Origin of the sequence: Gordonia rubripertincta (assembly GCF_038024875.1) — a bacterium.
In the GTDB taxonomy this organism is placed as follows: Bacteria; Actinomycetota; Actinomycetes; order Mycobacteriales; family Mycobacteriaceae; genus Gordonia; species Gordonia rubripertincta.
In genome coordinates, this window is sequence record NZ_CP136136.1 from 1,613,677 (window position 1) to 1,640,630 (window position 26,954).

The 26,954-nt window shown below is 63.5% G+C and carries 25 protein-coding genes, 1 tRNA gene and 1 pseudogene; 14 read left to right on the forward strand and 13 right to left on the reverse strand.

All coding sequences use genetic code 11. The features are described 5' to 3' along the window. Positions 1-9: 9 nt before the first annotated feature. Complete coding sequence (locus RVF83_RS07190) at positions 10-873, reverse strand: ABC transporter permease (RefSeq protein WP_005199193.1); 864 nt, start codon at positions 871-873, stop codon at positions 10-12. A 27-nt stretch (positions 874-900) separates the two neighbouring features. Continuing rightward, a complete protein-coding gene (locus RVF83_RS07195) occupies positions 901-1,458 on the reverse strand; it encodes a bacterial proteasome activator family protein (protein WP_005199192.1) in 558 nt (185 codons plus the stop codon). 117 nt (positions 1,459-1,575) lie between these two features. On the opposite strand from RVF83_RS07195, the gene RVF83_RS07200 reads away from it, so the two are divergent. Both RVF83_RS07200 and RVF83_RS07205 read left to right on the forward strand, forming a co-directional pair. Then, on the forward strand, positions 1,576-2,772 hold the full coding sequence (locus tag RVF83_RS07200) for a cysteine desulfurase-like protein (RefSeq protein WP_005199191.1): 1,197 nt from the start codon (positions 1,576-1,578) through the stop codon (positions 2,770-2,772). A 75-nt stretch (positions 2,773-2,847) separates the two neighbouring features. Beyond that, entirely contained in the window at positions 2,848-3,342 is a 495-nt protein-coding gene (locus RVF83_RS07205; RefSeq protein ID WP_005199190.1) for a MarR family winged helix-turn-helix transcriptional regulator, read from the forward strand. Position 3,343: 1 nt separating this feature from the next. Here the strand turns inward: RVF83_RS07205 and RVF83_RS07210 are convergent, their stop codons facing one another. Next, the gene (locus RVF83_RS07210; RefSeq protein ID WP_005199189.1) at positions 3,344-4,312 is read right to left on the reverse strand and encodes an NAD(P)H-quinone oxidoreductase; all 969 of its coding nucleotides are present in this window, start codon (positions 4,310-4,312) and stop codon (positions 3,344-3,346) included. 74 nt (positions 4,313-4,386) lie between these two features. Here RVF83_RS07210 and RVF83_RS07215 point away from each other — a divergent pair, with 74 nt between their 5' ends. After that, the gene (locus tag RVF83_RS07215) at positions 4,387-4,536 is read left to right on the forward strand and encodes a hypothetical protein (RefSeq protein WP_085950796.1); all 150 of its coding nucleotides are present in this window, start codon (positions 4,387-4,389) and stop codon (positions 4,534-4,536) included. 88 nt (positions 4,537-4,624) lie between these two features. Continuing rightward, positions 4,625-4,712, forward strand: a tRNA-Ser gene (locus tag RVF83_RS07220). A 501-nt stretch (positions 4,713-5,213) separates the two neighbouring features. On the opposite strand, the gene RVF83_RS07225 is transcribed toward RVF83_RS07220, so the two are convergent. Further along, on the reverse strand, positions 5,214-5,741 hold the full coding sequence (locus tag RVF83_RS07225) for a zinc ribbon domain-containing protein (RefSeq protein ID WP_005199187.1): 528 nt from the start codon (positions 5,739-5,741) through the stop codon (positions 5,214-5,216). 1,033 nt (positions 5,742-6,774) lie between these two features. On the opposite strand from RVF83_RS07225, the gene RVF83_RS07230 reads away from it, so the two are divergent. From RVF83_RS07230 to RVF83_RS07250, 5 genes are all read left to right on the forward strand, one after another. Next, positions 6,775-8,484, forward strand: a complete 1,710-nt coding sequence (locus RVF83_RS07230; RefSeq protein WP_005199186.1) for a DUF349 domain-containing protein — start codon at positions 6,775-6,777, stop codon at positions 8,482-8,484. Between the two features lie 123 nt (positions 8,485-8,607). Further along, positions 8,608-8,934 carry a hypothetical protein gene (locus tag RVF83_RS07235; RefSeq protein ID WP_157226876.1) on the forward strand — a complete coding sequence of 109 codons (327 nt, stop codon included), beginning with the start codon at positions 8,608-8,610 and terminating at the stop codon, positions 8,932-8,934. A gap of 319 nt (positions 8,935-9,253) precedes the next feature. Then, positions 9,254-10,858, forward strand: a complete 1,605-nt coding sequence (locus RVF83_RS07240; RefSeq protein WP_005198796.1) for an ATP-dependent nuclease — start codon at positions 9,254-9,256, stop codon at positions 10,856-10,858. Continuing rightward, complete coding sequence (locus RVF83_RS07245) at positions 10,855-11,916, forward strand: UvrD-helicase domain-containing protein (RefSeq protein WP_341262010.1); 1,062 nt, start codon at positions 10,855-10,857, stop codon at positions 11,914-11,916. Before RVF83_RS07240 ends, RVF83_RS07245 begins: the two co-directional genes overlap by 4 nt. 247 nt (positions 11,917-12,163) lie before the next feature. Continuing rightward, positions 12,164-12,559, forward strand: coding sequence for a hypothetical protein (locus RVF83_RS07250; RefSeq protein ID WP_168432618.1), 396 nt, complete (start codon positions 12,164-12,166; stop codon positions 12,557-12,559). 230 nt (positions 12,560-12,789) lie between these two features. On the opposite strand, the gene RVF83_RS07255 is transcribed toward RVF83_RS07250, so the two are convergent. Both RVF83_RS07255 and RVF83_RS07260 read right to left on the reverse strand, forming a co-directional pair. Next, positions 12,790-14,250, reverse strand: coding sequence for a hypothetical protein (locus RVF83_RS07255; protein WP_005198795.1), 1,461 nt, complete (start codon positions 14,248-14,250; stop codon positions 12,790-12,792). After that, the gene (locus tag RVF83_RS07260; RefSeq protein ID WP_005198794.1) at positions 14,243-15,235 is read right to left on the reverse strand and encodes a hypothetical protein; all 993 of its coding nucleotides are present in this window, start codon (positions 15,233-15,235) and stop codon (positions 14,243-14,245) included. Before RVF83_RS07260 ends, RVF83_RS07255 begins: the two co-directional genes overlap by 8 nt. 188 nt (positions 15,236-15,423) lie before the next feature. On the opposite strand from RVF83_RS07260, the gene RVF83_RS07265 reads away from it, so the two are divergent. Further along, positions 15,424-16,197 (forward strand): SGNH/GDSL hydrolase family protein, encoded by a 774-nt coding sequence (locus RVF83_RS07265; protein WP_005198793.1) that lies wholly within the window; start codon positions 15,424-15,426, stop codon positions 16,195-16,197. A 36-nt stretch (positions 16,198-16,233) separates the two neighbouring features. Here RVF83_RS07265 and RVF83_RS07270 read toward each other — a convergent pair whose 3' ends face one another. Beyond that, entirely contained in the window at positions 16,234-16,989 is a 756-nt protein-coding gene (locus RVF83_RS07270; protein ID WP_005198792.1) for a dienelactone hydrolase family protein, read from the reverse strand. A 207-nt stretch (positions 16,990-17,196) separates the two neighbouring features. On the opposite strand from RVF83_RS07270, the gene RVF83_RS07275 reads away from it, so the two are divergent. After that, on the forward strand, positions 17,197-18,126 hold the full coding sequence (locus RVF83_RS07275; protein WP_005198790.1) for an exodeoxyribonuclease III: 930 nt from the start codon (positions 17,197-17,199) through the stop codon (positions 18,124-18,126). Between the two features lie 13 nt (positions 18,127-18,139). Continuing rightward, positions 18,140-19,369, forward strand: a complete 1,230-nt coding sequence (locus tag RVF83_RS07280; RefSeq protein ID WP_005198789.1) for a multidrug effflux MFS transporter — start codon at positions 18,140-18,142, stop codon at positions 19,367-19,369. A gap of 21 nt (positions 19,370-19,390) precedes the next feature. Here the strand turns inward: RVF83_RS07280 and RVF83_RS07285 are convergent, their stop codons facing one another. Then, complete coding sequence (locus tag RVF83_RS07285; protein ID WP_005198788.1) at positions 19,391-20,206, reverse strand: class I SAM-dependent methyltransferase; 816 nt, start codon at positions 20,204-20,206, stop codon at positions 19,391-19,393. A 176-nt stretch (positions 20,207-20,382) separates the two neighbouring features. Here RVF83_RS07285 and RVF83_RS07290 point away from each other — a divergent pair, with 176 nt between their 5' ends. Continuing rightward, positions 20,383-21,057: a winged helix-turn-helix transcriptional regulator gene (locus RVF83_RS07290; RefSeq protein ID WP_005198787.1), complete on the forward strand. Its 675-nt coding sequence runs from the start codon at positions 20,383-20,385 to the stop codon at positions 21,055-21,057. Position 21,058: 1 nt separating this feature from the next. Here RVF83_RS07290 and RVF83_RS07295 read toward each other — a convergent pair whose 3' ends face one another. From RVF83_RS07295 to RVF83_RS07310, 4 genes and pseudogenes are all read right to left on the reverse strand, one after another. Beyond that, entirely contained in the window at positions 21,059-22,042 is a 984-nt protein-coding gene (locus tag RVF83_RS07295; RefSeq protein WP_005198786.1) for an alpha/beta hydrolase, read from the reverse strand. Positions 22,043-22,160: 118 nt separating this feature from the next. After that, positions 22,161-22,961, reverse strand: coding sequence for an ABC transporter permease subunit (locus RVF83_RS07300; protein ID WP_005198785.1), 801 nt, complete (start codon positions 22,959-22,961; stop codon positions 22,161-22,163). Beyond that, the gene (locus tag RVF83_RS07305) at positions 22,958-23,872 is read right to left on the reverse strand and encodes an ABC transporter ATP-binding protein (protein WP_005198784.1); all 915 of its coding nucleotides are present in this window, start codon (positions 23,870-23,872) and stop codon (positions 22,958-22,960) included. Before RVF83_RS07305 ends, RVF83_RS07300 begins: the two co-directional genes overlap by 4 nt. Positions 23,873-23,879: 7 nt before the next feature. Then, positions 23,880-24,975: pseudogene (locus RVF83_RS07310) on the reverse strand (magnesium transporter CorA family protein). A 148-nt stretch (positions 24,976-25,123) separates the two neighbouring features. Here RVF83_RS07310 and RVF83_RS07315 point away from each other — a divergent pair. Then, positions 25,124-26,359 (forward strand): hypothetical protein, encoded by a 1,236-nt coding sequence (locus tag RVF83_RS07315; RefSeq protein ID WP_005198781.1) that lies wholly within the window; start codon positions 25,124-25,126, stop codon positions 26,357-26,359. Here the strand turns inward: RVF83_RS07315 and RVF83_RS07320 are convergent. Then, positions 26,333-26,812, reverse strand: coding sequence for an acyl-CoA thioesterase (locus tag RVF83_RS07320; RefSeq protein ID WP_005198780.1), 480 nt, complete (start codon positions 26,810-26,812; stop codon positions 26,333-26,335). The two genes, RVF83_RS07315 and RVF83_RS07320, sit on opposite strands and share 27 nt — an antisense overlap. Positions 26,813-26,954: the final 142 nt, after the last annotated feature.

The window sequence follows — 26,954 nt, forward strand, 5'->3', positions numbered from 1 at the left end:
GTTGAGTCCCTACACCCAGTACGCCACGCGGGCGCGGTAGTTGCGCATCACCAGCATGCCCAGAACCCAGCCGACGGCGGTGCATCCGAGGACGACGGCCCAGTGGTAGAACTCCACCGGTTCGCCGAGCAGCGGTCCGCGCGCGATCTCGAGGTAATGGAACATCGGGTTCAGCTCGACCAGCTTCAGCCGCGACGACGTCTCGCCGGTCGTGCTGCTCAGGCTCGACGTCGTCCAGATGATCGGCGTCATGAAGAACACCAGTTGCACGGCGGTGGTCAGGAGCTGACCGATGTCGCGGAAGCGGGTGGACAGGATGCCGAAGACGATCGTCACCCAGACCGCGTTCAGCACGTACAGGCCGATGGCCGGGACGATGAGGAACACGGTCCAGTTCAGCGGCGGTGTGAAGATCGCGAAGATGATCACGATGATCACCACGTTGTGCGCGAAGATGATCAGCGACCGCCACACGACCCGGTAGACGTGCACGCTGACCGGGGCCGGGAGCTGCTTGATCAGACCCTCGTTCTTCGCGAACACCTCCGCGCCGTCGAGTATCGAGGTCTGGATGAAGTTCCAGAAGATGAAGCCCAACGCGACGTAGGGCAGGAACACCTTGATGTCCATGCCGAACAGCTCGCCGTACAGCAGGCCCATCGCGGTAGCGGTGACGCCGGTGGCGATGGTGATCCAGAGTGGACCGAGCACCGATCGGCGATACCGCTGCCTGATGTCCTGCCAACCCAGATGGAACCACAGCTCGCGGCTGGCGAGACCGTCGCGGAGGTCCTTGACCGCACGCGCGAAGGTGCGTGACTCAGAACTCTCGGGACGCGCGGGTATCGCGTCGTCGTCTACTACCGCTGACACGAGGAGTCAGCGTACCCGCGCCGGGACTCAGAGGTACTGGCCGGTGCTGTGGCCAGGGCCACCGCCGGGTCCGGGCATACCCGGGGGCAGTGCACCCTGACGCATCTGTTCGAGCTGGGCGCGGGCCGCCATCTGCTGGGCGAACAGCGCCGTCTGGATGCCGTGGAAGAGGCCTTCCAGCCAGCCGACGAGCTGGGCCTGAGCGATCCGCAGCTCCGCGTCGGACGGCGTCTGCTCGTCGGAGAACGGCAGTGCGAGGCGCTCGAGCTCTTCACGCAGCTCGGGCGCGAGGCCCTCTTCGAGTTCACGGATCGACGACTCGTGGATCTCGCGCAACCGGTTACGCGAGGCCTCGTCGAGAGGTGCGGCCCGCACCTCCTCGAGCAGCTGCTTGATCATCGTGCCGATACGCATGACCTTGGCCGGCTGCTCCACCATGTCGGCGACGCTCGTCGATTCCGACGACTCGTCGCCGGACTTCGAACCGTCCACGCCTGCGCCCACCACGATCACGTTCTCGGAGTCGCCGGCGCCGAAGGGGCTGCCGGGTGTCGAACCGGGTCCTGGAGTGCCATCGATTGCCATGGTTCCCATTGTGCCCATCCGCACCGACCGAGACCTCGCCGGGCGCACTGATCGTTCGGATGCCGGGACCGACCAGAGGCGGTGAACGGCGTGAGTAGGGGCGTCTATCCTCGTGCCATGCCCTTCGACGTCGCCTATGTGCGTGGATTGATTCCATCGCTCGGCGACGGCTGGATTCACCTCGACCCGCAAGCGGGAATGCAGGTCCCGGATTCGGTCGCCACGGCGGTGACCACCAGCTTCCGTCATCTGGCGGCGGCTCCCGGTGGCGTGTACCCGTCGGCCCGTGCGTCCGCGGAAGTCACCGACAGCGCTCGCCGCGCGATCGCCGATCTCGTGGGCGGCGACGCCGCGGGGGTGGTCCTCGGTCCCTCGCGCTACTCGCTGCTGGCCTGCCTGGCCGAGGCGCTCTCTCCGCACGCTTTCCTGCGCGGCGACGTGGTGGTGACCCGGCAGGACGACGAGCCGAACATCGTCCCGTGGGTCCGCGCCGCCGAACGGTATGCCGGCCGCATCCGGTGGGCCGAGGTCGACGTCGAGACCGGCGCACTGCCCGCATGGCAGTTCGGTGACCTCATCACGCCCGGGACCGAGGTCGTCGCGGTGACCCTCGCCTCGTCGACGACCGGCGCGATCACCGACATCGGCGAGATCACGCCGCTGGTCCGTGAGGCGGGCGCGCTGTTCGTCGTCGACGCCACCAATGCCGCGCCGTACCTGTCGCTGGACATCCACGAACTCGGCGCCGACGTCCTTCTTGTCTCCGCCGAACGATGGGGCGGTCCGCGCATGTCGGTGATGGTGTTCCGCGAGCCCCAGGTCATCGACCGGTTACGACTGATGTCGATGGACCCGGGTGCCAAGGGGCCGGCACGACTCGAACCGGAACCACACCAGGGGTCGATGCTCGCCGGACTGGTGGCCTCGGTCGAACACATTGCGGGTCTTGACGAGGACGGCATCGGCAAACGCCGCCGACGTCTGGTCACGTCACTCGACGGCGTCTACGAGTACCTCCAGCGTCTGACCTACTACCTGGTCACGACGCTGACCCAGCTCAACCACGTCAACGTGGTCGGCACCGAGGAGAACCGGGTGCCGCTCGTGAGTTTCACCGTCGACGGAGTGAGCGCCGACAAGGTCGTTCGCAGACTCGCCGACAACGGGGTGTGCGCGCTCGCCGACGTGCCCAACCGGGCGCTGGTCCGGATGGGCGCCCCGGACTTCGGCGGTGCCGTCACGGTCGGCCTCGCGCCGTACTCGACGCCCTATGAGGTCGACCACCTCGTACGGACCCTCGGTTCGCTCGCCTAGGCGCATCTGCAGCGTCTGTGCACCCCAATTCACTATCGCGTGCACAAAATTCACCACCGTGTATGTTTGCACCCTGTGTCGGGAAAACAGGAAGATCCAGCAGCAGGTCCTCCACGGTCGCTCACCTCAGCCGAGGCCGAGAGCTGGCTCAATCTCGTCGACGGCGGGTGGGCGCTGTTCGCACGGGTCAACGACGAGTTCGTGAAGCGCGGAATGGCGTTGTCCGACCTGCGCATCCTCGAGGCCATCGCACAATCGCCGAAGCTGGGGGTCAGCGAGGTCGCCGACACCGTACACATGCGGGTGAGCACGGTGTCGCGGATGATCGCACGACTCAGCGACGTCGGCGATGTCGAACGCCTCGAGTCCAAGGCAGACGGTCGGCATCGACTCGTCCGCCTCACCGATCAAGGCCACCGGACACTCGCCGCCCACGTCTCGCTCCGCGACCGCGTCATCCGCAGGTTCGTCGTCGACGCGATGAGCCCCGATGAATTCGCCTGCCTGGGGACCGCTTTCCGCAAGATCAGGGAGGCGGTCGACGCCGCTGACGAACCTCCCGTTCCCTGAGCTACTCCACCGTCAGCAGCACCTTGCCGATGGCGTCACCGCTGTTGAGATGGTCGTGGGCTGCGGCGGCGTCGGCGAGCGGGAAGGTGCGGTCGACGACCGGCACGACCTTGCCGGATTCGATCAGCGGCCAGGTGCGGCCTACCGTTGCCGCGACCACCTCGGCCTTGCCGCCCGGCCCGTGGACGGGACGCGCGCGCAGCGTCGTACCCATCACCGACAGTCGCTTGGCGAGCAGCAGACCGATCGGGAGTTCGGCCTTCGTGCCGCCCTGCATCCCGATGATCACCAGGCGTCCGTCGGTGCTCAACGCCTTGATGTTCGACGACAGGTACTTGGCGCCGATGATGTCGAGGATGACGTCGGCGCCACCGTTCTCTTTCAGGATCGCGGCGAAATCGTCTCGCGTGTAGTCGATCAGGATCTCGGCGCCGTACTCGCGGCACCGGTCGAGCTTGGCCTGGGTGCGGGCGGTGACCGCGACCCGCGCGCCCATCGCGTGTGCGAGCTGCGTCGCGTGGGTGCCGATGCCGCTCGATCCGCCGTGGATGAGAAGCAGCTCGCCCGTACTCAGGTGCGCGGTGTCGAAGACGTTCGACGACACGGTGCACGCGACCTCGGGGAGCGCGGCCGCCGACACCAGGTCGACGCCACGCGGCACCTGCATCACCTGCTCGGCGGGGACGGCCACCTTCTCCGCATAACCGCCACCGGCGAGCAGGGCGCACACCTCGTCGCCCACCGCCCAGCCCGATACCTGGTCACCGAGTGCGGAGATCCGCCCGGACACCTCGAGGCCGAGCGTCCCCGAGGCACCGGGCGGCGGCGGATAGTTTCCGGCCCGCTGGAGGATGTCGGCACGGTTGACCCCGGCCGCGACCACGTCGATCACCACTTCGCCGGCAGCCGGCGTCGGGTCGGGTACGTCCTGCACGGACAGGTTCTCGGATTCGACGACAATGGCTTTCACCCTGTCGATGGTTCCACACCGCGGCGCGGGCCGAACCGGTGTCCACCCGACCCCGGTGGGCGGACAATGGGTCCATGTCCACTGCGTTCTGGATCATCATCACCGTGGTCGCCATCTGCACGATTGCCGGCGGGCTGCTGCGGATGCAGGCCTGGCTGCGGAAGCCGGCTCCACCCGAGGTGATCGAGGCGGCGCGACGGGAGCGCGAAGCCGAGGAGGACTGACTGCTCGGGGTGCCGGCGAGCAGAGGAACGTCGGCGCGATGGGGTGGTGGCGGCCGATCACCGTGTTTCACGTACTCTTGCTGGTCAGGGAAGCGTGGCAGAGCGGCCGAATGCACTCGCCTTGAAAGCGAGCGTGGGTAAAACCACCGGGGGTTCAAATCCCTCCGCTTCCGCCAAACGTTCGTCCTTCAAACCCTGGGCGAACGTCAGCACTGGTGTCTGACGTGGTCTGGGAGTGAAGCTCAGGAGCACGGCCGTCTGGCTGTGCTCCTGTTGCATTTGGTGGTACCGCTGTCCGCGCGGGACGAGCGACACGACATGAGCTGTCGGAGTGTCGCCCGAATCGGATTCGTTCTGCTCGGGCATGGCCTGCCTGAGACGCTTCTGACGGTGTTGGATGGTCGTCCGCTTGTCGACAGCAAGCAGGTGAACGAATGGCTGCTGCAGCTCCGCGTCTGAGACGGTGCCGTCGCTGTTGATGTAGATCCGAGTGAAGAATCCCTGGTTGAGCATGCGCCGTTCGGATGGTCGCGCCCTCTCGTAGAGACGGTGGCGGTGGTGAGCGAGTTCGATGGCGCTATCGGCCCGGTGGCGGAGATCGTCGAGGCCTTGGCTTGACGTAGCAAGCTGGTTTGTGGCCGCCTCGATTACGTCGGACAGACGCTTCATTTCCTTCTTCAACAGTTCCAGCGGTATTGCCCGTCGTAGTGCGCCGTTAGGAGCTTCTCCTGATCATTCTGGGCGCGTGTGAGCCGTTTCTTGGCGGCGGACGTGTCGAGTTCAACTTGTTTGTTGTGGGCGCTCAGTTCGTCGTGGACGGTTTCGCTCATAGCAGCCGCGTCCTTGGTCGTCAGGGACATCGCCCTGTAAAGATCTTCGATGCCTTCTTCGATCCTGCTGAGTTGGACGAAGCCGCGCGGGCAGGGATTGTCGGCGTCCTTCCTCCCCATGCAGAAGTAGTACTCATACGTGCCGCCCCGTCCCTTGTTCTTGGAATACACCATTCGTTGGCCGCAGTGGCTGCACCAGATCGTGCCGCGCAGGTGATGGTTGTGCTTGTTGTCCTTTTCCCCGGCCGTGTTGTGTGCGTGAAGAATGTCCTGCACGCGAATCCACGTTTCGAGCGGGACGAGCGGCTCACGTGGGCTGGAGTTGTTCAGCGCAAGAATCGAAACTCCTGCAACTGGTTGCGGAAACTGCTTCATTGATGCTGGTTCGTTCTCTTCTCAGAGAGGAATCTTCGAAAAGCTCTATATGAAAACCCGAATGAGGCGTAGTGGCGGTTCAAACGCGGTTTGCAATCCGGATGACGCCGCCGGCGTGAACCAGAAGCAGCATCGCGTCGAGCACTTTCATCGGCGCTTTACCGAGGAATATTCCAGTGTATAATAGTTGACAGATGAAGCAATTCAGACTCATGACTCATCAACAGAACTTTCTCCTGCGGGACAGAGCGACGCGCCAGTTCGTACTAGTAGGCAGGGCTGATCCATTCTCGGTAGACATAGACAACCCTAGCATCATCTATGGATTGTTTCAGACTTCACTGGCTTCACTGAGCTCTGAAGACGAGCGCGTAGTTTAAAGTCTGATAGACTTATTCTTCCAGAATGGTTTCGTTCTAAATAACTTCTCAAAGTTTCATGACGAGGTCACAGTCAGTGACTATCACGTGGATGATAGAACCTATTCGCTTAGGTCATACTATTATAGTGAGATAGATATGATGGATGTCGATCGAATCAAGGATTCTCGGTTGAAAAATTCTATCGAGCAACCGGTCATAGTTCTGTGTTCCTTTGATGAATTAAAAAGCGAAATTGGAGAGGATGAGATGATCGCGTCCCTGTTGGTTTAGAGAAGAATCGTTTCTTAGTTAAGTTAGAATGCGGAAATTCTGCCGAGAGATTACCTGGCCGCGTTCGCCCTGTCTTTTGTGAGGCGTCAGGGGTGCGGTTGGTCAACGGTTTCGGCGCAGTATCAATTCTGTGATCCATCTTGTCCCGTGACAGACAACGGCAGGTGAGTTATAAACCGGTCAAACTGACAACCATCTGGTGCGCCGCCTCGCTGGTCCGCTGCGGGTCCTCGGCCTTACCTACTTGGAGAGCGGGAGTCAGCAAACGACGTGCTCAATAGAGTCATCTGCTGCACAATCAAGGCTTGGGACTCTGACCAGCGGTTGCGCTCGTTTCGAGACTGCCTCTTCAGAGCGCGTCTAGACGAGGGGGGCATGATATGCCTGCATGGAGTGAGTCTGTGATACACGGCAGCCTGGATGACGGACGGTATGTCACCCTGAAGTTCGCGGCCGACAGCGACGATGTGTTGGTAGCTCTCGGCCACCTCAGCGACATTCAGCCGTGGAACGACCATGTGCATATCTGGCGGGGCAGCGACGGCAAGCTTGACCATCATGATCGACGCTGGTCGGCCGCGATCTTCCCTTCGACCCCTGGCAAAGACGAACAGAAGTCCACCCGCAACGAATACAACCGCACCGCCGCGCTGCAACTCGAAAACCTTGTTAAGCAGGCTAGAGCGACTGCCGCCACGACCGACTGGCGAGCAGGCAAAGAGACGATGGACAGCCTTAGACATCAGTGGAATTCAGTGTGGCGCGATCCGCGCTACACTTTCCGGCCCGGAACCATCGATTATGCAGAGCGGGACCGCCTGCGACGCGAGTTCAGGGAGGCGCAGGACACATTCTTTGAGAACCGCCGCCAAGCCAACGAACGTCGACAGCGTGACCAGCAGCATGCGCTCGAACGTAGAGAGGGGATAGTAGCAGAGGCCCATAGGCTGGCGGCATCCACCGACTGGAAAGCGACGGCCGCGCGCTTGCAAAAGCTCGACCAGGAATGGAAAGCCGCGGGGTCGTGTCGTCGCGAAGACAACGACCGCTTATGGCAAGAGTTCAAGAGTGCGAAAGACAGCTTCTACGCCAAACGCACCGCGTTCTTCGAAACAAGGGACCGCGACTCGGAGCGGGCCAAACGCGCCAAGGAAGACCTGGTGCGTGAGGCTGAGCGCCTTGTATCGTCGACAGATTGGAAGGCGACAGGGGATCAGTTCCGTCGACTTCAAGAACGCTGGAAAGCTACCGGGCACTGCAAGAAGAATGATAGCGATAGGCTATGGCAGCAATTCAGCGGTGCGCGGGACAAATTCAACCGCAACCGTGAGAAGCACTTCGAGAATGTGAAAGCCGACCAAGCAAAGGCGGTGCGGGCAAAGCAGTCCCTAGTGAGCGAAGCTCAATCGCTGTCCCGTGCCACGGATCTACGGTCTGCCCGGCAGTCGATGAAAGGGTTAATGGACCGTTGGAAGGCAGCGCCTCGCGCCTCGCGCACTGACGAGGATAAACTATGGCAACAGTTTCGCCAGGCCCAAGACGAACTCCGGCGACGCTCGGATGTCGAGCGGCAGAACCGACAGCGAGAACAGCAGCAAGCTAGGTCCGCTAAGGAGCGACTGGTATCGCGTGCGGAGTCACTCAGCAACACATCCGATTTTAAGCTGGCGCGCCAAGAGATGCGAACTCTGATGGATGAGTGGAAGGCGGCTGGACGTGCCGAACGGGATGTGGAGAACCAACTGTGGGAGCGCTTCCAGCGTGCCAGGGACCGATTCAACCAGGCTGCTAACGCCGCCTGGGAGAATCAAAAGCGAGAACGAGTGTCGAGACTTCAAGATGCAATCCAGCGTAAGAAGGAAGCCCTGAGCCGCATTGAGAATGCAATCCGTAGTACAGAATCGCAGCTGTCTGACCTATATAGTCGCCCGAAACCTTCGTACAAAAACCCCCGGCGCTGGGAGATTGCTAGTCGGCGCAACGAGGCAATCAGCAACAAAAGGAACAAGCTCGCCAGCATGCAGGGCAAGAGGAACGATATCGTTAACGCACTCGTCGATATGGAAGCAAAGCTGCGCAGCATGTACTGACTACTTCTTTCTGAAGAATGGGCCGCGATGTCGTCAAACGTATTTCCCTGCACCTGAACTGCCTCAGCCACTGCCACGGAGCATCCGGAGTCCACACGCAGTATCGCCAAGGCGCTCATCAGCATGGCGGGGGACCTCGTCAAGCAAGAGGCGTTCGTTCGGGAGATGCTTGAGTGTGACGAGCGCATCTCGGGTGTGTCGTTGAGCAGGTTCTTCGTCATGCTGTACTGGGATGGCCACGCCTTCGCGTGCGTGGAGAGGCGCATGCTCGTCGTGCGCATCCCGGCAGCTTCGTCTAAGCGCCCGATCCCCGCCCACCGGGCAGAGTGGGTACTTGGGGATATGGTCATGGAGAACTGGCGTGTCGACAGCGGCGAGCACTCGATGTGGGTGTCCCTAGCGCTACACGCCCGGGACGTCGTCGGCGACGAGCTAGGGCAGGCGGCGTAACGGGTTATCTGCGCCGGGGTTTGGGCATGTCAGACGGCAGATTGAGCAAGTGGTTAGTCTCGCTACTGAGGTTTGAAAGCCATGACGTTCCTTCCGCCAAATGGAAATCATTGTCAATTAACAGGGGCCGACGAGGTTTGAAGTCGCACGGGCATCTAGGAAATTGTGCTGCTTACCGGTGATGGCTGGGTTCAAATTCCGGACGTTCATTGTCATGAAACGCGATTGATGTTCCAGTATCGTTACCCGTTGTGTTTCGAGTAGTGCGTGGCGTGTGCGCGCTTTTGTAATACACTTGGCCGTGAGATAATGGGGGCGTATGATCACTCGAATTGCAATAAAGGGATACCGGCTGTTCAAGGAATTCGAACTTGAGCCCAATCCGGGGACCAACATCGTTGTCGGAGATAATGAGGCTGGTAAGTCCACTCTGCTGGAAGCGATCTCGTTAGCTCTAACAGGTCGGCTGAACGGCCGTTGGGCCCAGGATGAGCTGAATCCGTACTGGTTCAATCAAGAGAATGTTTCAGAGTATTTCAGCGCGCTCGATACGGAGTCTCCTTTGCCTCCTCCGGAAATACTTATTGAGCTATACTTGACAAATGAGGATGACAAACTACAACCCCTCCTCGGAGTCCACAATTCTCGCCAGGACAAACTCCCCGGAGTAAGGATTCATATCCACCCGGCCTCGGACTCCAGCGAAGAGTATGCGGACTACATGCGTTCCGAAGATCGTCCGGAGATCCTTCCAACAGAGTGGTACACCGTTGATTGGAGAAACTTCTGTGACGAGCCACTAAATAGGCGACCGAAACACCTTGGTGTTGCAGTGGTTGATTCCCGAACTATTCGATCCAGTGCCGGTGTGGATTACCACACTCGTGAGATGCTTGCAGATTTTATCGAGCCGAAGGAGCGTGCTGCTGTTGCGATCGCGCATCGAAGTGCTCGCCACGTTATTAGCACGAAGACACTTCTCCCGGTGAATGAGCGTATCGCCGAGAAGAGCAAAACGCTTCACGATAAGCCTATAGGTCTTCACATGGACCAGTCGGCAAACGCTTCGTGGGAGAATAGCATAGTGCCGCAGGTTTCTGATGTGCCATTCGCGATGGCGGGGCAAGGTCAACAAGCAGCTATCAAGGTTGCCCTAGCAATGAATCGTTCTGTCGATACAACTGCGTACGCGCTGATTGAAGAGCCTGAGAACCACTTGTCCCATACTAGCCTTACGAAGTTGGTGTCTCGGATCGAGGCGTTGGCTGGTGAAAGGCAGATATTCTTGACGACGCACAGCTCATTCGTGCTGAACAGACTCGGCCTAGATAAGTTGATTCTGCTACACCAGGGTACTAAGGCCACATTCGAAGTACTACCCGAGGATACGGTCCGCTACTTTAAGAGGCTGTCGGGTTATGACACCATGCGGCTAGTGCTAGCGGACAAGGTTGTGCTGGTAGAGGGCCCGTCCGACGAAATGGTCTTTGAACACGCGTTTCGAGCAAAGCATGAAGACAGGGTGCCGATGGAGCTTGGCGTCGACGTAATCTCGATGGCCGGCGTCTCGTTGAAGCGTGGATTGCAACTGGCCTCTGCACTTAACCGCAAGGTGGCGGCAATACGTGACAACGACGGGAAGCCGCCGGATCACTGGCGTGATCCATTGCAGAATTGGCTCGCAGATGGCGTCCGCGAAGTGTTTATCGGTGATCCCGCCGACGGAAGAACCCTCGAACCACAGTTTCTGAAGCTGAACGATGATGCGGAATTGCGTTCACTGTTCGGCATCACGGACGATGAGGTGCAAACCGACCAATGGATGGCATCCCACAAGACCGATTGGGCACTTAAGCTCGAAGAGTCTGAGGCGTCAGTTGAGTACCCTCAGTATCTGAAGGATGCGGTCGACTTCGTCTCATGAACACAGCCACTCTCGCGGTAGCCGGATCACGTAAAACCCAGTCGATCGTGGATGCGTGCAAGGATGGCCCGACTGATCGCCGACGGCTTGTACTCACATACACGCTGACTGGTCAGCGAGACCTTGAGCGACGACTCAATGCGGCGTGTGACCCGCAACGTATTCCCGAGATTTGCGGATGGTACGCATTTCTGCTTCGTCAATGGGTGCGACCGTTCCTTCCGCTCCTATATCCCGGTAGACGGCTTGCCGGTCTGAATTTCGAAGGTTCTCCGGCCAGTAATCGACGGGGGATCGTAGTCGCGTCTGGCGAGGAACGGTTTCTCGATTCCGATTCGCGTGCCTATAAGAGGTTTTTATCCAAGCTCGCCGTAGATGTTGCCGAGAAGGCCGAGGGTACGGTGATTGATAGATTGCAGCGTATGTACGATGAGATATATGTCGACGAAGTCCAGGACATGACAGGGTACGACCTAGACATACTCGAGCAGTTACTAAAGTCGACGAGTACCATTTTTTTGGTAGGAGACATTCGGCAGTCGGTCTTTGATACTAACCCCCAGGACCCTCGCCACAAAATCTACCGCGGCCTGAAAATGTTGGATTGGTTCAATGCCCAGCATGAGCATGGTCGGCTGGATATCAACTATTCATCTGATACTTGGCGCTGCGTTCAGGATGTTGCGACGTTCGCCGATTCAATTTTCGATGCATCGTTCGGTTTCCCTCCTACTATCTCTAAACAAGTGCGCAGTTCCGGGCATGATGGGGTATTCGTCATCGCTCCTGAGCATGTTGATGCTTATGTTGAGGCGTATCGGCCTGTAGCTGTGCTACGGCAGACAGTCGCGACTGTGATTCCAGAGGGATACGAAGCCACGAATTTCGGAGTTTCAAAGGGCTTGACTCACGAACGCGTACTTATTTTCCCAACAGGTCCGATAAAGACTTTTCTCACTAAAGGCACGATGCTTGCACCCCAAATCTGCATGCGGACTGTACGTTGGAGTTACACGCGCAATCTTCAGCGTGACGTTTGTCATGGAAGAACCGGCTAAGAGTGGGCTACCTGTTTGGACGCCTGGTTAGTGGGATGATAGGGCACTAATAATACCTGGAGGTTTGCAGCAGTAGTTGCGCATATTCTGAAGCCTACGCCGTTACCCGCGCTGTCCTTTTCGGGAGACCTTCGATTGCAGTCGATCGGGGAGTCGCTATTGTCTCCGCTATGTCTCATTATAAGGCGTGAGGGGTGCTTATGAAGAAATCGAAAAAGAGTCGTCGTCACCGGAAGTATCAGGCAGGGTGACGGTCAGCGCGGTGCGCCGGGAGCATCCGGAGTCCACACGCAGTATCGCCAAGGCGCTCATCAGCATGGCGGGGGACCTCGTCAAGCAAGAGGCGTTCGTTCGGGAGATGCTTGAGTGTGACGAGCGCATCTCGGGTGTGTCGTTGAGCAGGTTCTTCGTCATGCTGTACTGGGATGGCCACGCCTTCGCGTGCGTGGAGAGGCGCATGCTCGTCGTGCGCATCCCGGCAGCTTCGTCTAAGCGCCCGATCCCCGCCCACCGGGCAGAGTGGGTACTTGGGGATATGGTCATGGAGAACTGGCGTGTCGACAGCGGCGAGCACTCGATGTGGGTGTCCCTAGCGCTACACGCCCGGGACGTCGTCGGCGACGAGCTAGGGCAGGCGGCGTAACGGGTTATCTGCGCCGGGGTTTGGGCATGTCAGACGGCAGATTGAGCAAGTGGTTAGTCTCGCTACTGAGGTTTGAAAGCCATGACGTTCCTTCCGCTGCATATCGGGGGCCGGTCGGCGTGATTGGCCCCCGAGTTGTGCGAATCCCTTGCTGATTCAGAAGTTTCGCTGGAGAACTGGAACGGGTCGTCGGCCCAGAGCGCATCTTCTCAAGGGACGTGCGGTTCTCGTCAGTCGAGAAAGTACGCGAGGACCTTCTCGTCGGTGTCCAAGACCTCTTCCGAAGCCACTCCCAGCTCGAGTGCGAGCTCGACCGAACCGAGGAGAGCGAGCTCGACGTCGGGAGAGAAGGCTCGGTCGAGCACCTCGAGGTAGTCGGCAACGCTCGTATTGAGCGTCATGATGAGGTCTTGGTAATCAGCGGCGAGTTGTCCGTCCAGCGCTCGCTGTTCGTCGGCGTAGCGCAGGATCAGTGCGGCCTCCCGCTCGGAGAGTGAGGACGATACCGCCTTGTACATGATGGTGCCGACGGTGTTGCCAATCACGGCCCCGAGGACCGGCACTGGAATGAGCGTCTGCCCGACGAAGGAGGATAGGGCGCTGACGGCGGTCTCCAGGCAGACGAGCTCGGCGTTCTCGATGAACTCCAACTCGTCGATCTCGCCGCGACGAAGCATGTTCGCCTGCTCCGCTACGCCGAACGCCGCAGTGACGATCGAGCTGGCGACGGCCGCGGATGTGGCGGTGAAGTTCGTGAGCCAGTAGATGCTGAGTCCTCGGACGCCGCCCTTGACGGCGCCGAAGCCGCCTTCGCCTACGATGGCGGCCCAGTCCTCGCCGGTGAAGTCTTTAAGCTGCTTGCCCGCACGGCGTCTCGCGGCCACGGCCAGAACGACGGCGGTACCGCCCTCGATAGCGGCGGCGGTAAGCGTGGCCTGCGCGCCCTCCCTTACGGTCGGCCGGGCTTCTTGGTAAGCAGCGTCCCGCTGGGATCGATCGGTGTCACGAAGGGTAACTTTCTCGGTCTCTAGAGTCGCGTCGACGGCGCCCCTCTGAACTTCGGAGTACTTCAGGTGGGAGGGCTCGAGCGACTCGAAGTCGACAGATCCCTCTTCGAAAAAGGCTTGGACTCGTCTCCAGTCCTTGAGCGATGGGCCGTCGCCGCCGAGCGTTAGGAGCTTGTCGCCTTCCTCGCGAGGCATGGCGTGCAGCTTCTGGATCAACTCGTAGTGGTCGCGAGGGATCTGGTACTTTCCGCCCCTCTCGACGAAGTCGGGATACTTCCGGAGGTGTTCCGTGATCGCGCCGAGGCCGAAGCTGCCACCGGCCGCGACGAATTTCTGCTGAATCTCTATGCCGTTGCGCATCAGGTCCACGGGGCCGTTGTCGTTTACCCAGTCGTAGACAGCGTCCCCACCACAAATCTGACTGCGAGCATTGCCGACGCCCACTTCTGCGACCTCGGCGATGAAGCCGTGTATGCCCTTCGTTCCGCCACGGTTTCTCGCGACCACCTCGAGATCGATCTTCCGGATCGCCTTGTCGATGGTGGCGAGCGCGTCCTTCAGGTTCACGTCCTGTCGGTTCAGGGTGCTCAGCAGGTTGCCGAGTCGGAGCTGATTGAGGTAGTTCACCCAGGCGGCCACGGCCTGCTCCTGGTTGCTCTTTCCAAGCTTTACCGCATCAGTCATCCTCGTCGCCCTGCTCGATGCGTTTGTTCAGCAGCGCTGCGCACGCCTTCGTATTATTCACCAGAGCAACGAGTTGGGACTGCTGCGGAGCGGAAAGCGTGCGGAAGTCGGCACCGAAGAATTTTAGCCCTTGCGAGTAACTCTGCAGGAGCTGCTCGCGGAGGGAAACCGTGCGTCGGAGGAGGTCGTCGATCTCGGCGTCCAGACCTCTGACCAGCGCGGTGTTTTGTTTCACCGAGGTCAGCGCTTCTTGCTTCGCCTCCCGGTTCTCGAACTTGCTCTTGGTGAACAGAGCGACTGACGCGAGGAGGGTGGCCCCCGCGACAGTCCAACCAACTGGCCCCGCGAGGGCGAGCAACGCGCCGCCTGCCGCCGCGCCTCCGCCGCCCGCCGCGACAGCGCCTCCGCCGAGCCAGGCGAGGGCGGCATTGGTCGCTGCAGCCCCGGAGAGTGCGGAGATCGCGGTGCCGGTTGACGCGGTACCGAAGGTGGTGGCGACCCACAGCGCAGCTGTGGGAGCCATGCTCGCGACCGCGGCGCCGGCGGTGAACCCGGCAGTGGCGCCGGCAGCCGATTTTCGCGCGGCCTCGAGGTCCTTCCGCGCGAATTCCTCCGCTGCAAGGAACTCGGCCTTCTGGAAGTCGATCTCGCAAAAGTCGGTGTCGAATGACTTCGGAGTGTTCACGATGCTGTTCACCAGCAACCCGACGAGCTCTATCAGGTCCGTCGAGCGTTCGCGCTGGAGGAGGAGGGACAGGCCCTTGTCGTTCATCGAGGTGAACGTGTTGTTGTACTCGGCTATGGCCTGCTCGTAGGGGTCGGGTGTCTTGATGGTCAGCCGCTCGACGGTGTCGACAGCGGCGTCCTTTAGATCGCTGGTCTGCTCCACCAACTGCTTGGTACTACTTCGCGCGAACTTGCCGAAGCCGCCCACAGCTTTGTCGAACCCTTGCTTGGCCTTGTCAATCCTCAGCGGTTCGACCATCGAGATGCCTGACCTCAATTCCTGTGTCCCTTTTGTCTGTCCTGGCGACAAGAGAGTATCCGTTGTGAGTGACACGTCGGATGCATCGGTTGGATTCGCTATGACCGCTTCCGCAAAGAAGGCAATCGGTCGGCGCCGACCCAGCTGTGAATCGTGACACGAGGTGCCGCGCTCTATCATTTCCTGCCGTGCAGTACTCGCGGTTCGTCGCCATCGGCGACAGTCAGACAGAGGGTCTGGGAGACCCGCACCCGGAGTACGAATTCCGCGGGTGGGCGGACCGCCTCGCCGAGCGGATGGCGGCGCTGAACCCGAATCTGCAGTACGCCAACCTGGCGATCCGCGGGAAACGGACGCGGCAGGTGCTGGAGGATCAGCTGGAGCCGGCGCTCGCCCTGCGACCGGATCTCATCGCCGCGCCGCTCGGGATGAACGACGTGATCGGCCGCTCCGACCTCGCCCAGGTCCGCGCCGACCTCGACGCGATCTATCGCCGACTCGCGGACTCCGATGCCACGGTGATCGTCTCGACCTTCCCGAACATCGTCCGCACCATTCCGTTCGCCGCCCGCAAGGAACACCGGTTGCTGGAGCTGAACGAGATGAATCGCGAGTTCGCCGCGACCTACGGCTTCCTTCTCGTCGACCTCCATGCGGCGCCGGTGCTGACGGACCCGCGGTCGTGGTCGTCGGACCGCCTGCACGCCTCACCGTTCGGACACGAGCGGTTCGCCGACGCCGCAGCGCATGCCCTCGGTCTCCCCGACGCCACCGCCGACTGGGGCAATCCGCTGCCGCCCGCACCGGTTCCACATCCGGTGGCGGCCCTTGTCCGCGACACCCGGTGGGCGGTGGAGTTCTTCACACCGTGGCTGATCCGCAAGTTCCGCGGGGTTTCCCTCGGCGACGGCCGCGAGCCCAAGCGGCCGTCACTGAGCCCGATCATCCTCCGCGACAACTGAAGGCTCAGATGTCTGCCTATTGGCGGTGTGCCACCGTCATTGCGGCAGTGAGGATTTGAGATGTCTGGCGAAGAAGCGACCGGCATCCTCGCCCGCGTGCAGCGGAATCCCGGTGTGCCCGCCCATGTTCGCCTGCAGGGTCTTCTCCTGCGAGCCGAGGGCGTCGAACAGTTCGAGGGCTCGTGGCCGGTCGTTCCAGGCGTCGTCCCACTGCAGCAGGACGTGCACCGGGACGGCGACCTCGCGGGCCTCTTGCAACGTGGCGCGCGGAAGGTAGCTGCCGGCGAAGAGTCCGAGAGCGGCGATACGTGGCTCGACCAGGGCGAGGCGCACCCCGATCGCCGTCACGCCACCCGAATAACCGACAGGCCCGTCGACCTCGGGGAGGCGGAGCACCGCGTCGATGGTCGCCTGCAGCTCCGGCACCGCCCTGTCGACGAGCGGGAGCACGAGCCGGTCGATGATGTCTTCGGTGACCGGTTCTCCAACCGACAGTGCAGTGCGGAGTTCGGTGCGAGCATGATCGACATCGGGTAGCGGGTTTCGCTCGCCGCTACCGGGGAGTTCGACCGTGGCGGTGGCGAAACCGCTGGCTGCGGCAATGCGCGCCCGGGCTACGAGTCGCGGGTGCATGCTCTGCAGCCCGCCGGGGTGGCCGGCAAGAATGAGCGGAGCCGGCGTCGAGGGAGGCGTCCACAGGGTGCCGGGGATGCCGTCGATGACGAGGTCGCGTTCGAGGACACCGTCGTCGAGGCGTCGACCGGTGGTGAATCGTGCGGGGGAGAATGGCATGGTTCTGTCCTTCGGAGTGCTCGTATGCGGCGCTCCCGGACGACCTACCGCCCGACCGTTACCCCTGCGAGGAGCACCCACGTCGAATCGTTCACGGGCACCACCTCCTCGTCCTCGGCACGGTCTCGCATGAGCATAGCCCCGCGCCCCCGTGGTTGGTGTCGGCTCGTGCCGGCCACTAACTTGAACGCGAGTGAGAGGTGTTCCATGAGTATCGACGGATTCACCGTTGCGTCGTTCAACGTCAACGGGATTCGGGCGGCGCGTCGGCGCGGCTTCGACGACTGGCTCGCGCAGCGCGATCCCGATGTCGTAGGCCTGCAGGAACTACGGTGTGGCGTCGACGATGTCGGGGAGTTCGCCGGCTACACCGCGGCAGTCGACGTCGGCACCATCCCGGGACGGAACGGCGTCGCGATCCTGACCCGCAGCGCACCCGCCGCGGTGCGTACCTGGCTGACGCATCCCCCGAAAGCGCGTGGCCTGAATGCCTTCGCGCTCGAAGGACGGTATGTCGAGGTCGACCTGGCGGACCGGCCGCTCACCGTCGCCAACATCTACCTGCCCAAGGGCGGTCTGCCCGCGGAGCTGCAGCGGCCGGGGTCGATGCGCGAGAAGCCCGACGGTGGCGCCAAACACGCACGCAAGCAACGTTTTCTGGCGGCCTTCGCCCGCGAGCTGCAGCGCAACCGGCTGGAGGCACGACGCGCCGGGCGGGAGTTCCTGCTGCTCGGCGACCTCAACGTCGCCCATCTCGAGCACGACGTCACCAACTGGCGCGCGGCCCGCAAGATGGAGGGCTTTCTGCCCGAGGAACGGGAGTGGTTCGGGGAGATCACCGGACCGCGCCGCCTCGTCGACGTGGTGCGCGCACTCCACGGAGACCGTCCGGGGCCGCTGACCTGGTGGAGCTGGGCAGGGGAGTCCTTCGTCAAGGACGTCGGCTGGCGCATCGACCACCATCTCGCGACGCCCGGGCTCGCGCGTGGGGCGCGGTGGGTCGAGGTCGACAAGGAAGCCGCACCCGAGCTGCGGCTCTCCGATCACGCGCCCCTCGTCGTCGAATACACCGAGGTCAACGACGTAGAGAAGGGGCTGTCAGGCGGTCCACGACCCGCAGGTACTCAACTGGGCTGATAATCTCCCGCCGGTGACAAGCTCTGCTCCGACCACCCGCGACGGCCTGGGTGCGCGCCTCCTGTTCACTCTGGCGCTCCTGTCGGCGACCGCACCGATCGCGACCGATTTGTACCTGCCCTCGTTCATCGACGTCCAGGACGCTCTACACACGGACGCCACGCACGTGCAGTTGACGCTGACCGCGTTCCTGATCGGTGTGGGTGTCGGCCAGGTCATCTGGGGTCCGATCTCGGACCGGTTCGGTCGGCGTCTCCCGCTGATCATCGGCTCTGCCGGCGCGGTCATCGCCGGTGTGGTGGTGGTCGCGGCACCGAACATCGAGGTGCTGATCGGCGCCCGGTTCGTGCAGGCGCTCGCGGCGGCGTCCGGCATGGTCATCGCCCGCGCCGTCATCGCCGACCTCCTCCGCGGGTTCGCCGGCGCCCGGTCGATGACGCTGATGATGAGTATCCAGAGTCTCGCGCCGGTCATCGCGCCGCTCGTGGGAGGTGTTCTCGCAGGGCATGTTCCGTGGCGCGGCATCCTCGCGGTGATCCTGGCTACGGCGGTGTTGCAGCTGATCGGTGCGGTGACCTCGGTGCCGGAGACCCTGCCGCAGGAGCGTCGTGCACCGCGACTTCGGTTCGGGGACCTACTCGGTCGGCTGAAGCGCTCGGGGTTCATGGCCTACGTCCTGACGCAGGCCTTCGCGTTCGGCGCGCTGATGGCCTACATCTCGAGCTCGTCGTTCGTGTATCAGAACGTCATCGGAACGTCGGAGCTGGTGTACGGCTGCGCCTTTGCGGTCAACGCGCTGGGGATGATGGGCGGGGGACTGATCTCGTCGAGGCTGGCGCGTCGGCAGGTCCATCCCGCGACGACGATCAGGCGCAGTCTTCCCGTGTTGATCCTCGCCGCGTGCGGGGTGCTCGGCGCAGCGGTGTCGTCGGTGCCGGTCCTGCTGGTTGTCCCGCTGTTCGTCCTCGCCACGGCCATCGGCTTCATCTTCGGCAACGCGGCCGCCCTGGCCATGGAGCACACCCACGACGCCGCGGGCGCCGGCAGTGCCGTGCTCGGCGGGATCATGTTCCTCGTGGGTGGCGCGTTGTCCCCGCTGGGCGGCCTCGCCGGCGACCACACCGCGGTGCCGATGGCCTGCCTCATGATCGTCTCGTCGATCCTCACCGCGGTCTGCTTCGTGGTCGGCCGGCGCTACGTCGCGCGCAACCCGCAATCGGAGGCGGCGTTCGCGCGCGCGTGACCCGCGCGGCGGGGACGGGGCTCACACGACGGTGAGCACCGCCTGCAGGTACTCCCACTCCATGTGGCCGTCGGTGATGTACCGGTCGGCGAGCTCGGCGATGGCGGCGTCGAGTTCGGCGACGCGGGTCGGGTCGCCGGCGATGTTGCGGAAGGTCATGATCGTCGGACCGTAGTGGGCCTTGAAGAAGTCCCGGAAGGCGGCGCCGTCGGTGAACTCGTCGATCTTCACGGTCGTGGTGGTGAACCGGTGGTCGGTCACGCGGCCGTCGAACAGGGATCGCACGTGGTCGGTGCTGCCCCACAGTGGGCCGGGTTGTGCACCGGGAGGCGGGGGCGGTGCGTACGGCTTCATGACCCCGAACAGCTCACCGATGAATCCCGTTGGCGTCCAGTTGATCAGACCGATTCTCCCGCCGGTTCGTACGACGCGGACGAGTTCGTCGGCGCACTTCTGGTGATTCGGTGCGAACATCACGCCGACGCAGGACGTCGCGATGTCGAAGTCGTCGTCGTCGAACGGGAGGTCCTCGGCATCGGCGGTGCGCCAGGTGATGCCGAGGTCCTTGTGCCGCGCTTCGCCGGTCTCCAGCAGTTCGGGCGTGAGGTCGGTGGCGACGACGTGACCGCCGGCCCGGGCCGCGGGAACCGCGACATTGCCGGCACCGGCCGCGACATCGAGGACCTTCTCGCCGGACCGGACGTGCAGGGCGTCGACGAGGCGCCTGCCCAGTGGTGCGATCAGGTCGGCGACGGCCGGGTAGTCGCCGGCCGCCCACAGCTTGCGGTGCTTGGCCTTCATCTCGGCGTCGAACGGGGTGGGGTGGATCGTGGTCATGATGGGAATCCTCGTGCTCGTTGGTGTCGTATTCATCTGGCGGACCTCTCGAGCATCCGCCGTCCACGGTGCATCCCTCCAGACCAACATCTGTACCGGAACCGGTTCACATTCTGTACTGGTCAACGGTGTGCGGTGGGTGTGTACTTGGAGTCGACGGCGTGAGGGAGGATGCGATGACGTCGTACGGACAGTTCTGCCCCGTCGCGAAGGCGATGGAGTTGCTCGACGAACGCTGGACGATTCTGATCGTCCGCGAAATGCTCCTGGGGAGTAGACATTTCAACGATCTGCGGCGCGGGGTGCCCAAAATGTCACCGGCGCTGCTGACCAAGCGGCTGCGCAGTCTGGAACGCGCCGGGGTGGTCAACAGGTCGGTGGTCGGTGGTCGTTCGGTGTACACCCTGACGGCCATGGGACAAGATTTGATGCCGGTGGTGGATGCCCTGAGTGAGTGGGGAATTCGCTGGGTCGGTGAGCTCGGCGACGCCGACCTCGATCCTCATCTGCTGATGTGGGACATGCGCCGGACCATCCCGGTCGGCCGGTGGCCACGTCGACGAACCATGGTGCAGTTCGTCTTTCGCGATGTGATCGGCAAGTCGCGATCCTGGTGGCTGGTTGTGTCGGGCGACGACGCGCAGGTGTGCGATTTCGATCCTGGTTACGAGGTCGACGCCACCATCGTGACCGATTTGAGAACCCTGACCGAGATCTGGCGCGGCGACATCGACTGGCGGTACGCGCTCAGCGCCGATCGAGCCGAGGTCCATGCCCCGGTGGGGATCGCCCGCGAGATCCCGTTGTGGATCGGGCAGAGCCTCTCGGCGGCCATCCCGCGTCCCGCGTGAATCAGCGCAACCCGACCGACCGCGTCAGGATCGGCCAGGACACCGCCAGCTCTTCTTTCCAGTAGCCCCACTTGTGGGTCCCGCTGGGTCGCAGGTTGGAGGTGTAGGGGATGCCGAGTTGCTTGAAGCGGTTGCTCATCTGTCCGGTGCAGGTCCAGCTGCCGAACTCGGCGATCATGCCCTGGATGGTCTCGCCGATCGGGTCGGAGAGCAGGTTGTTGTACTTCCCCGGGAGTCCGTTGCCCGACGACATGTAGATGGTCTTGCCGCGCAGCTTCTCCGCGTTCACGTAGGGATCGTGGGCACTCCACTCCGGGTCGCCCATCGGGCCCCACATGTTGTTCGCGTTGCCGCCGCCGCGGCTCACGTCCCATCGGGTGAGCAGCTGATTCTGTGGGCTCGAGATGTTGGCGCAGTCGCTGTAACCGGCCACCCCGCGGTACAGCGCGGGGCGTCGGGTGGCGAGGGTCAGGGCTGCGACCCCGCCCATGGACGCCCCGGCGATGGCGTTGCGACCGTTGCCGTCGAACTCCTCGTCGATCAGCGGGGGCAGTTCCTCGGTCAGGAAAGTCTCGTACATGTACTTCTTGCCGACGCCGGGATCGACTGCGCGCCAGTCGGTGTAGTAGCTGTGCGGATCGCCGACCGGCGTCACGACGTTGAGCTTCTCGCCGGCGGCCAGCTGCTGCAGGTGCGTCATCGCGTACCAGCCGGACTCCTCATCGTGCGCCTCGGCGCCGTCGAGCATGTACAGCGTCGGGCGCGTGGTGTCCCCGGCCGGATGCTGGACGTCGACGGTGATCTCGCGACCCATCGACGGCGACCAGACCTTCAGGCGCTCGCGTCCGTCGAAGGCGGTGGTCGAGACGATGCGGGCGGTGTTCTGGTCGGCGACGGCGGACGGGACTCCCGGGGCGAGTGCCAGCGCGACGAGTGACGCCCCGACCGCCACCAGTGCCCCGGTCAGCGTTCGGCGTCGTCGCATGCGTCATCCCTCGTCGTGGGTCTGGTGACCCGTCGAGTATGGGACAGATGTGACGGATGAGGCAGGTGTTGTGACCGGATCGTAACGACGGGCGCTGCACACGCCGCCGATTCGGGAGCTAGGCGATGTCGCGTCGCAGCGTGGTGTACCGCCCGATCACCGCGAACGCGGCGATGTACACCAGCATCACGAGAGCGCCGGCCCACTGCGGGAGCAGATCCCCCGCGCCCTCACCCATGCTGGCGTAGAAGCTCGTGCCCACCAGGGCGTCGGCCGCCGACCCGGGCAGGAATTTCGACACCGACGCGGTGGCCTCGAAGGAGGCCAGCGCGATCCGGGCGATCGGCTCGACGAGCTGGGTGAACGCCAGCAGGATGACGATCGAGGCGACCTGATTGTAGACCACCGCGCCGAAGGCGACGCCCAGTGCCGTCCACAACACCATCACGAGCATCGACAGGACGATGACCTCGATGGTCGACGTGTCGCCGAGGTAGGCGCCGTCGCCGACCAGGGCGAGAACCGGGGCGGCGGTCGCCACGACGGCAAGCGTGCCGAGGATGCCGTACAGCGCACCGATCGGGATGCCTGCGATCAGCTTGGCCGTCAACAGGATTCCGCGTCGTGGTTCCACCAGGAGGCTGGCGGTGATGGTCTTGTGGCGGAACTCGCCGGTCACCGCCAAACTGCCGATCACCAGCGCGAAGACGTAACCGATCGGTGAGGTCAGTGCGTAGATCGAGCGGGCGAGGTCGCCGCCGGAGAGCAGCACCGGCTGGTTCATCGCGCTCTCGGCGTTGAGCGAAAAGGCAAGGACTGCACCGATGAAGGCCAGATATCCGACCATCGCGACGAGCAGCACCCACCACATCCGGGTGGAGATGAACTTGCGGTACTCCGCGACCAGCGCCGCCTTCATCGCACAGCTCCCATCGCCGGCGTGGCCGCACCGGTCAGTTGCAGGAAGACGGTCTCGAGATCGGCTCCGGCGTCGGTGAGTTCGTGCAACTCGATTCCGGCGCCGAAGGCCGCGGAGCCGACGGTGGCCGTGTCGACACCATGGACACGGAAACCGCCGGGGGCGTCCTCGATCCGCCAGTCGCGTTCGCGTGCCAGTGCCACGAACGACGCGGGGCTCGGGGTCCGGACCCCAACGGCGTGGACGGCGAGGTCCTCGAACTCGGTCAGGGTCGAGGCGCGAACGAGCCGGCCGTTGCTGATGACCACCACGTCGTCGACGGTGCTGCGCACCTCTGCCAGAACGTGACTCGAGAGCAGCACCGTCCGACCTTCGCGTGCCAGCGATCGGAGGAGTCCGCGCAGCCAGACGATGCCCTGTGGATCGAGACCGTTCGCCGGTTCGTCGAGGATGATCACGCCCGGATCGCCGAGCAGTGCCGTCGCCAGGCCCAGGCGCTGGCGCATGCCCATCGAGTAGCCACCGACCCGACGGTCCACGGCCCCGGTGAGTCCGACGAAGTCCAGTAACTCCCGGCACCGTGTAGTGGACACTCCGACCTGCGGTGCCAGGGCCTCGAGGTGCCCGAGTCCGGTGCGGCCCGGGTGGAAGCTCGACGCCTCCAGCGCCGCCCCGACTTGCTGTGCGGGCCGACGGATCTGCCGGTACGGACGGTCGCCGATGAGCGCGCGGCCGGCCGTCGGCTCGACGAGACCCAGCAGCATCCGGAGGGTGGTCGTCTTGCCCGAACCGTTCGGTCCGAGGAAGCCGGTCACGCGCCCCGGCGCGACCGTGAACGACAGTTCGTCGACCGCGGTGACCGCGCCGAAGCGCTTGGTCAGACCATCGATCGTGATGGCAGGGGAGTTCAACGTCGGGTCACAACCAATCGCGGCGTCGGAAGGAGATGTACAGGCCCAGCACGACAACAATTATCAAACTGATGCTCATGACGAAACCAAGCGTGTCGAGGTAACCCGGAAACGGCACATTCTGTCCGTAGAAGCCCGTGATGGCCGTCGGTACCGCGATGATCGCCGCCCAGGCCGTCAGCTTCTTCATCACCGTGTTCAGCCGTGCGTCGGCGAGCGTCAGGCTGGTCTCGAAAACGGTGGTGATCATGTCCCGCAACGATTCCGTCCACTCGGTGGCGCGCAGGGCGTGGTCATACAGATCCGAGAAGTGGGGATCGAGTTCGGGTGGTGCATGGTTGTCGAAGCGGCGCCGCTGGATACCGGCGATCACCTCCCGCATCGGCAGGACCACGCGCCGCAGCACGACGAGGTCCTTGCGCAGATCGTAGGTACGGCGCTGGAGCTCGCGGCCCGGCACGCGCTTCGAAGAGCAGCGCCTCGAGGTCCTCGATCTCGTCGTCGAGCAGCTGGACCGCGTCGAAATGCCCGTCGACGACGACGTCGAGCAGGCCGTGGACGAGGGCGCCCACGCCGTACTGCATCGCGCCGCTCTCCGACCAGCGCCGGACCACCTCGTCCATGTCGAAATCCGGGGTCGGACGCACGGTGATCAGGACGTTCTGTTTGACGAAGATCGAGATGCGGTGCAGGTCGAACAGCCGCGCCCGACCGTCCGGTGATGCCCGGACGGCGGTCCCCGCGGCTCGTTCCGCGACATCGTCGGTCGACTCCTCACCGGACTCGCCGTCGTGCAGCGTGATTGCGTAGACCATCACGAACGTGTGTCCCGAGTACATCACCGTCTTCACACGTTCGGCCGCCGCGACGGTGTCCTCCACGGCGAAGGGATCGAGGTCGAGTTCGGCCGCGACCCGCGACAGTGTCTCGTGCGTGGGGCATTCGAGATCGGCCCAGATGAGGGTGCCGTCCTGGTCGGCGTCGAGGCAGTCCGAGATCGCCTCGATGTCGAAGCCGTCGACGGCCTCGCCGTCGCGCCAGAGCTGGCCGCGTATCCGCTCGTTCGCGTGTCGTCCGGTATCGGCCTCGACGGAATCGGTCATGCCCACATCGTGACAGCACGAACGCCTCGGGCGAACCCAGGTGAGGAGATCACGGTCACCCCGGCGTGTCGGAAACCGCGGGTAGCATCGAAATCGGTGTTTGCGGAAACGGGGGCGCACCGATTCTCCCAGGTAAGGCGGCAATGGCATGGTCGAGAACGGCTCGAGAGGGCAGAGGCGGATGCCTGCGCGCAGCAGTGAACAGATCCGCGAGTGGTGCGACCGGTCCGCACTGCCGGGTGAGCGCCGCGAGCTGTCCGACACCGCAGCACTGCTCGTCGCAGCCGGTTACCTGACCCCCGGAGGCCGCGCGGTCGTGGTGCGGAGGATCTCCACCGGCCGCCCGATGCCGACGGTCCCCGCCGGGTTCGGCGACCTGCGCCGTCTGCAGCGCGCGATCGTCCAGCTCGAACACCAGCTGTCCAGCCCGGTCGTCCCGAGCGTCGTCGGCGCAGTCATGCGCAACCGACTGAACGGTCTCCAACGACGCCGCGAGGACGCGCGCAAGCACATCGTGACCGCGAAGGGCGTCCTCGCCTCGGGGACGCGCGCGATCCGTCGTGAGCGCCGCGAGAACATCTACCTCGAGATCGAGGAACGCGAGCGGCTCTTCTCCGGCCTGCTGTGCACGCCGACCCCGAACGTCAACTCCTCGGGCTACGTCCGACGCGCGGGCACCGCGGCCATCGACCGCATCGCCGGCGTCGTCGGGCAGGTCGCCGCGAAGTCGGGCAACCCCCAGGCCGGGCAGTGGGCCGATCAGCTCCTGACCGCCGGTCGCGACTCGGCGCAGGCGGGCGCCCCTCGGTCGGCGACCTTCGTCGACGGTTACGAGACACTGCTGTTCATCGCGGGCCACTACTACGACCGCATCGTCGGCAACCCCGCGTGGCGTTCAGATCACTTCGAGGTCCAGCGCACCCAGGTCAACCTGCATGCCGAGCTGGCCGAGATCGCCGCCGACGTGATCGCCCTCCGCGCGGTCCGCATCGACCTCGACCGCGCGAAGCGCAACGGCGGCTTCGACCGCACCTTCGCGGCCCAGATCGACCAGCGTGAGACGACGCTCCGCCCGGTGTGGAGTGAACTCATCGATCGCGTCCAGGCACTCGGCGAGGTCGCACACGTCGTCGAGTCGGCGGCCGTCGAACTACAGGTGCTCGCCGAGTACAACAAGGCGATGACCCTCGACGACCGCATCGACGCCCTGATCGCGCGGTCGGGGGATCGGGAGATCAGCGTCGACAACGCCAAGCGGCTCACCGAGCAGGTGCGCAGCGGCGAAGAGCAGCTTCGGATCTACCGGGATGTGTTGCAGGGCAACATCGCCCGGATATCACCGGCCGTGCCCCGGGAGCTACCGGCCCGCTACGAGCCGTCGTGACCAGGCCTTGAGGTAATCCTTCTCGCCGGGGCTGAGGCGCCGGAGCGTGTGTTTCTCCACGTCGACGACGGCCATCTGGGTGCTCGCCACGCACGCCGGGCGGCTCGCCGGGTCGGCGTGTGCGCCCCGGATCTCGTAGCCGATGGTGAAGTCGACCGAGCGGAAGTTCTTGATCCACATGCCGATTCGCAGCGGCGAGTCGTCGTGTCGGAGCTGGGCCTGATAGCGGATGTCGACATGGACGATCATCGCGCTGGTGATCAGCGGGGCGTACTCCTCGCCGGCGCTGAGGAGCCAGGCGATGCGCGCCTCCTCCATGAGGGTGACCATGCGCGCGTGGTTGATGTGCCCGAAGGCGTCCATGTCCGACCACCGGACCCCGACCTCGGCGACGAACGCGTACCCGTCGTCGGCGAGCCCGCCGTCCTCGACACCGGTCTTCGCTGCGTTCATCGTCGACTTTCGCTCGGGGACTAAGAATGTTCGGCCCTTGGTATCGGATCGGCCACTTTCGGGACGTCTCGCCCTGCCGACCGGCAGGTAGTCTGACAGTCTAGATGTCTGCCACGCGTACGAGCCGTACGGTTCGGTGCAT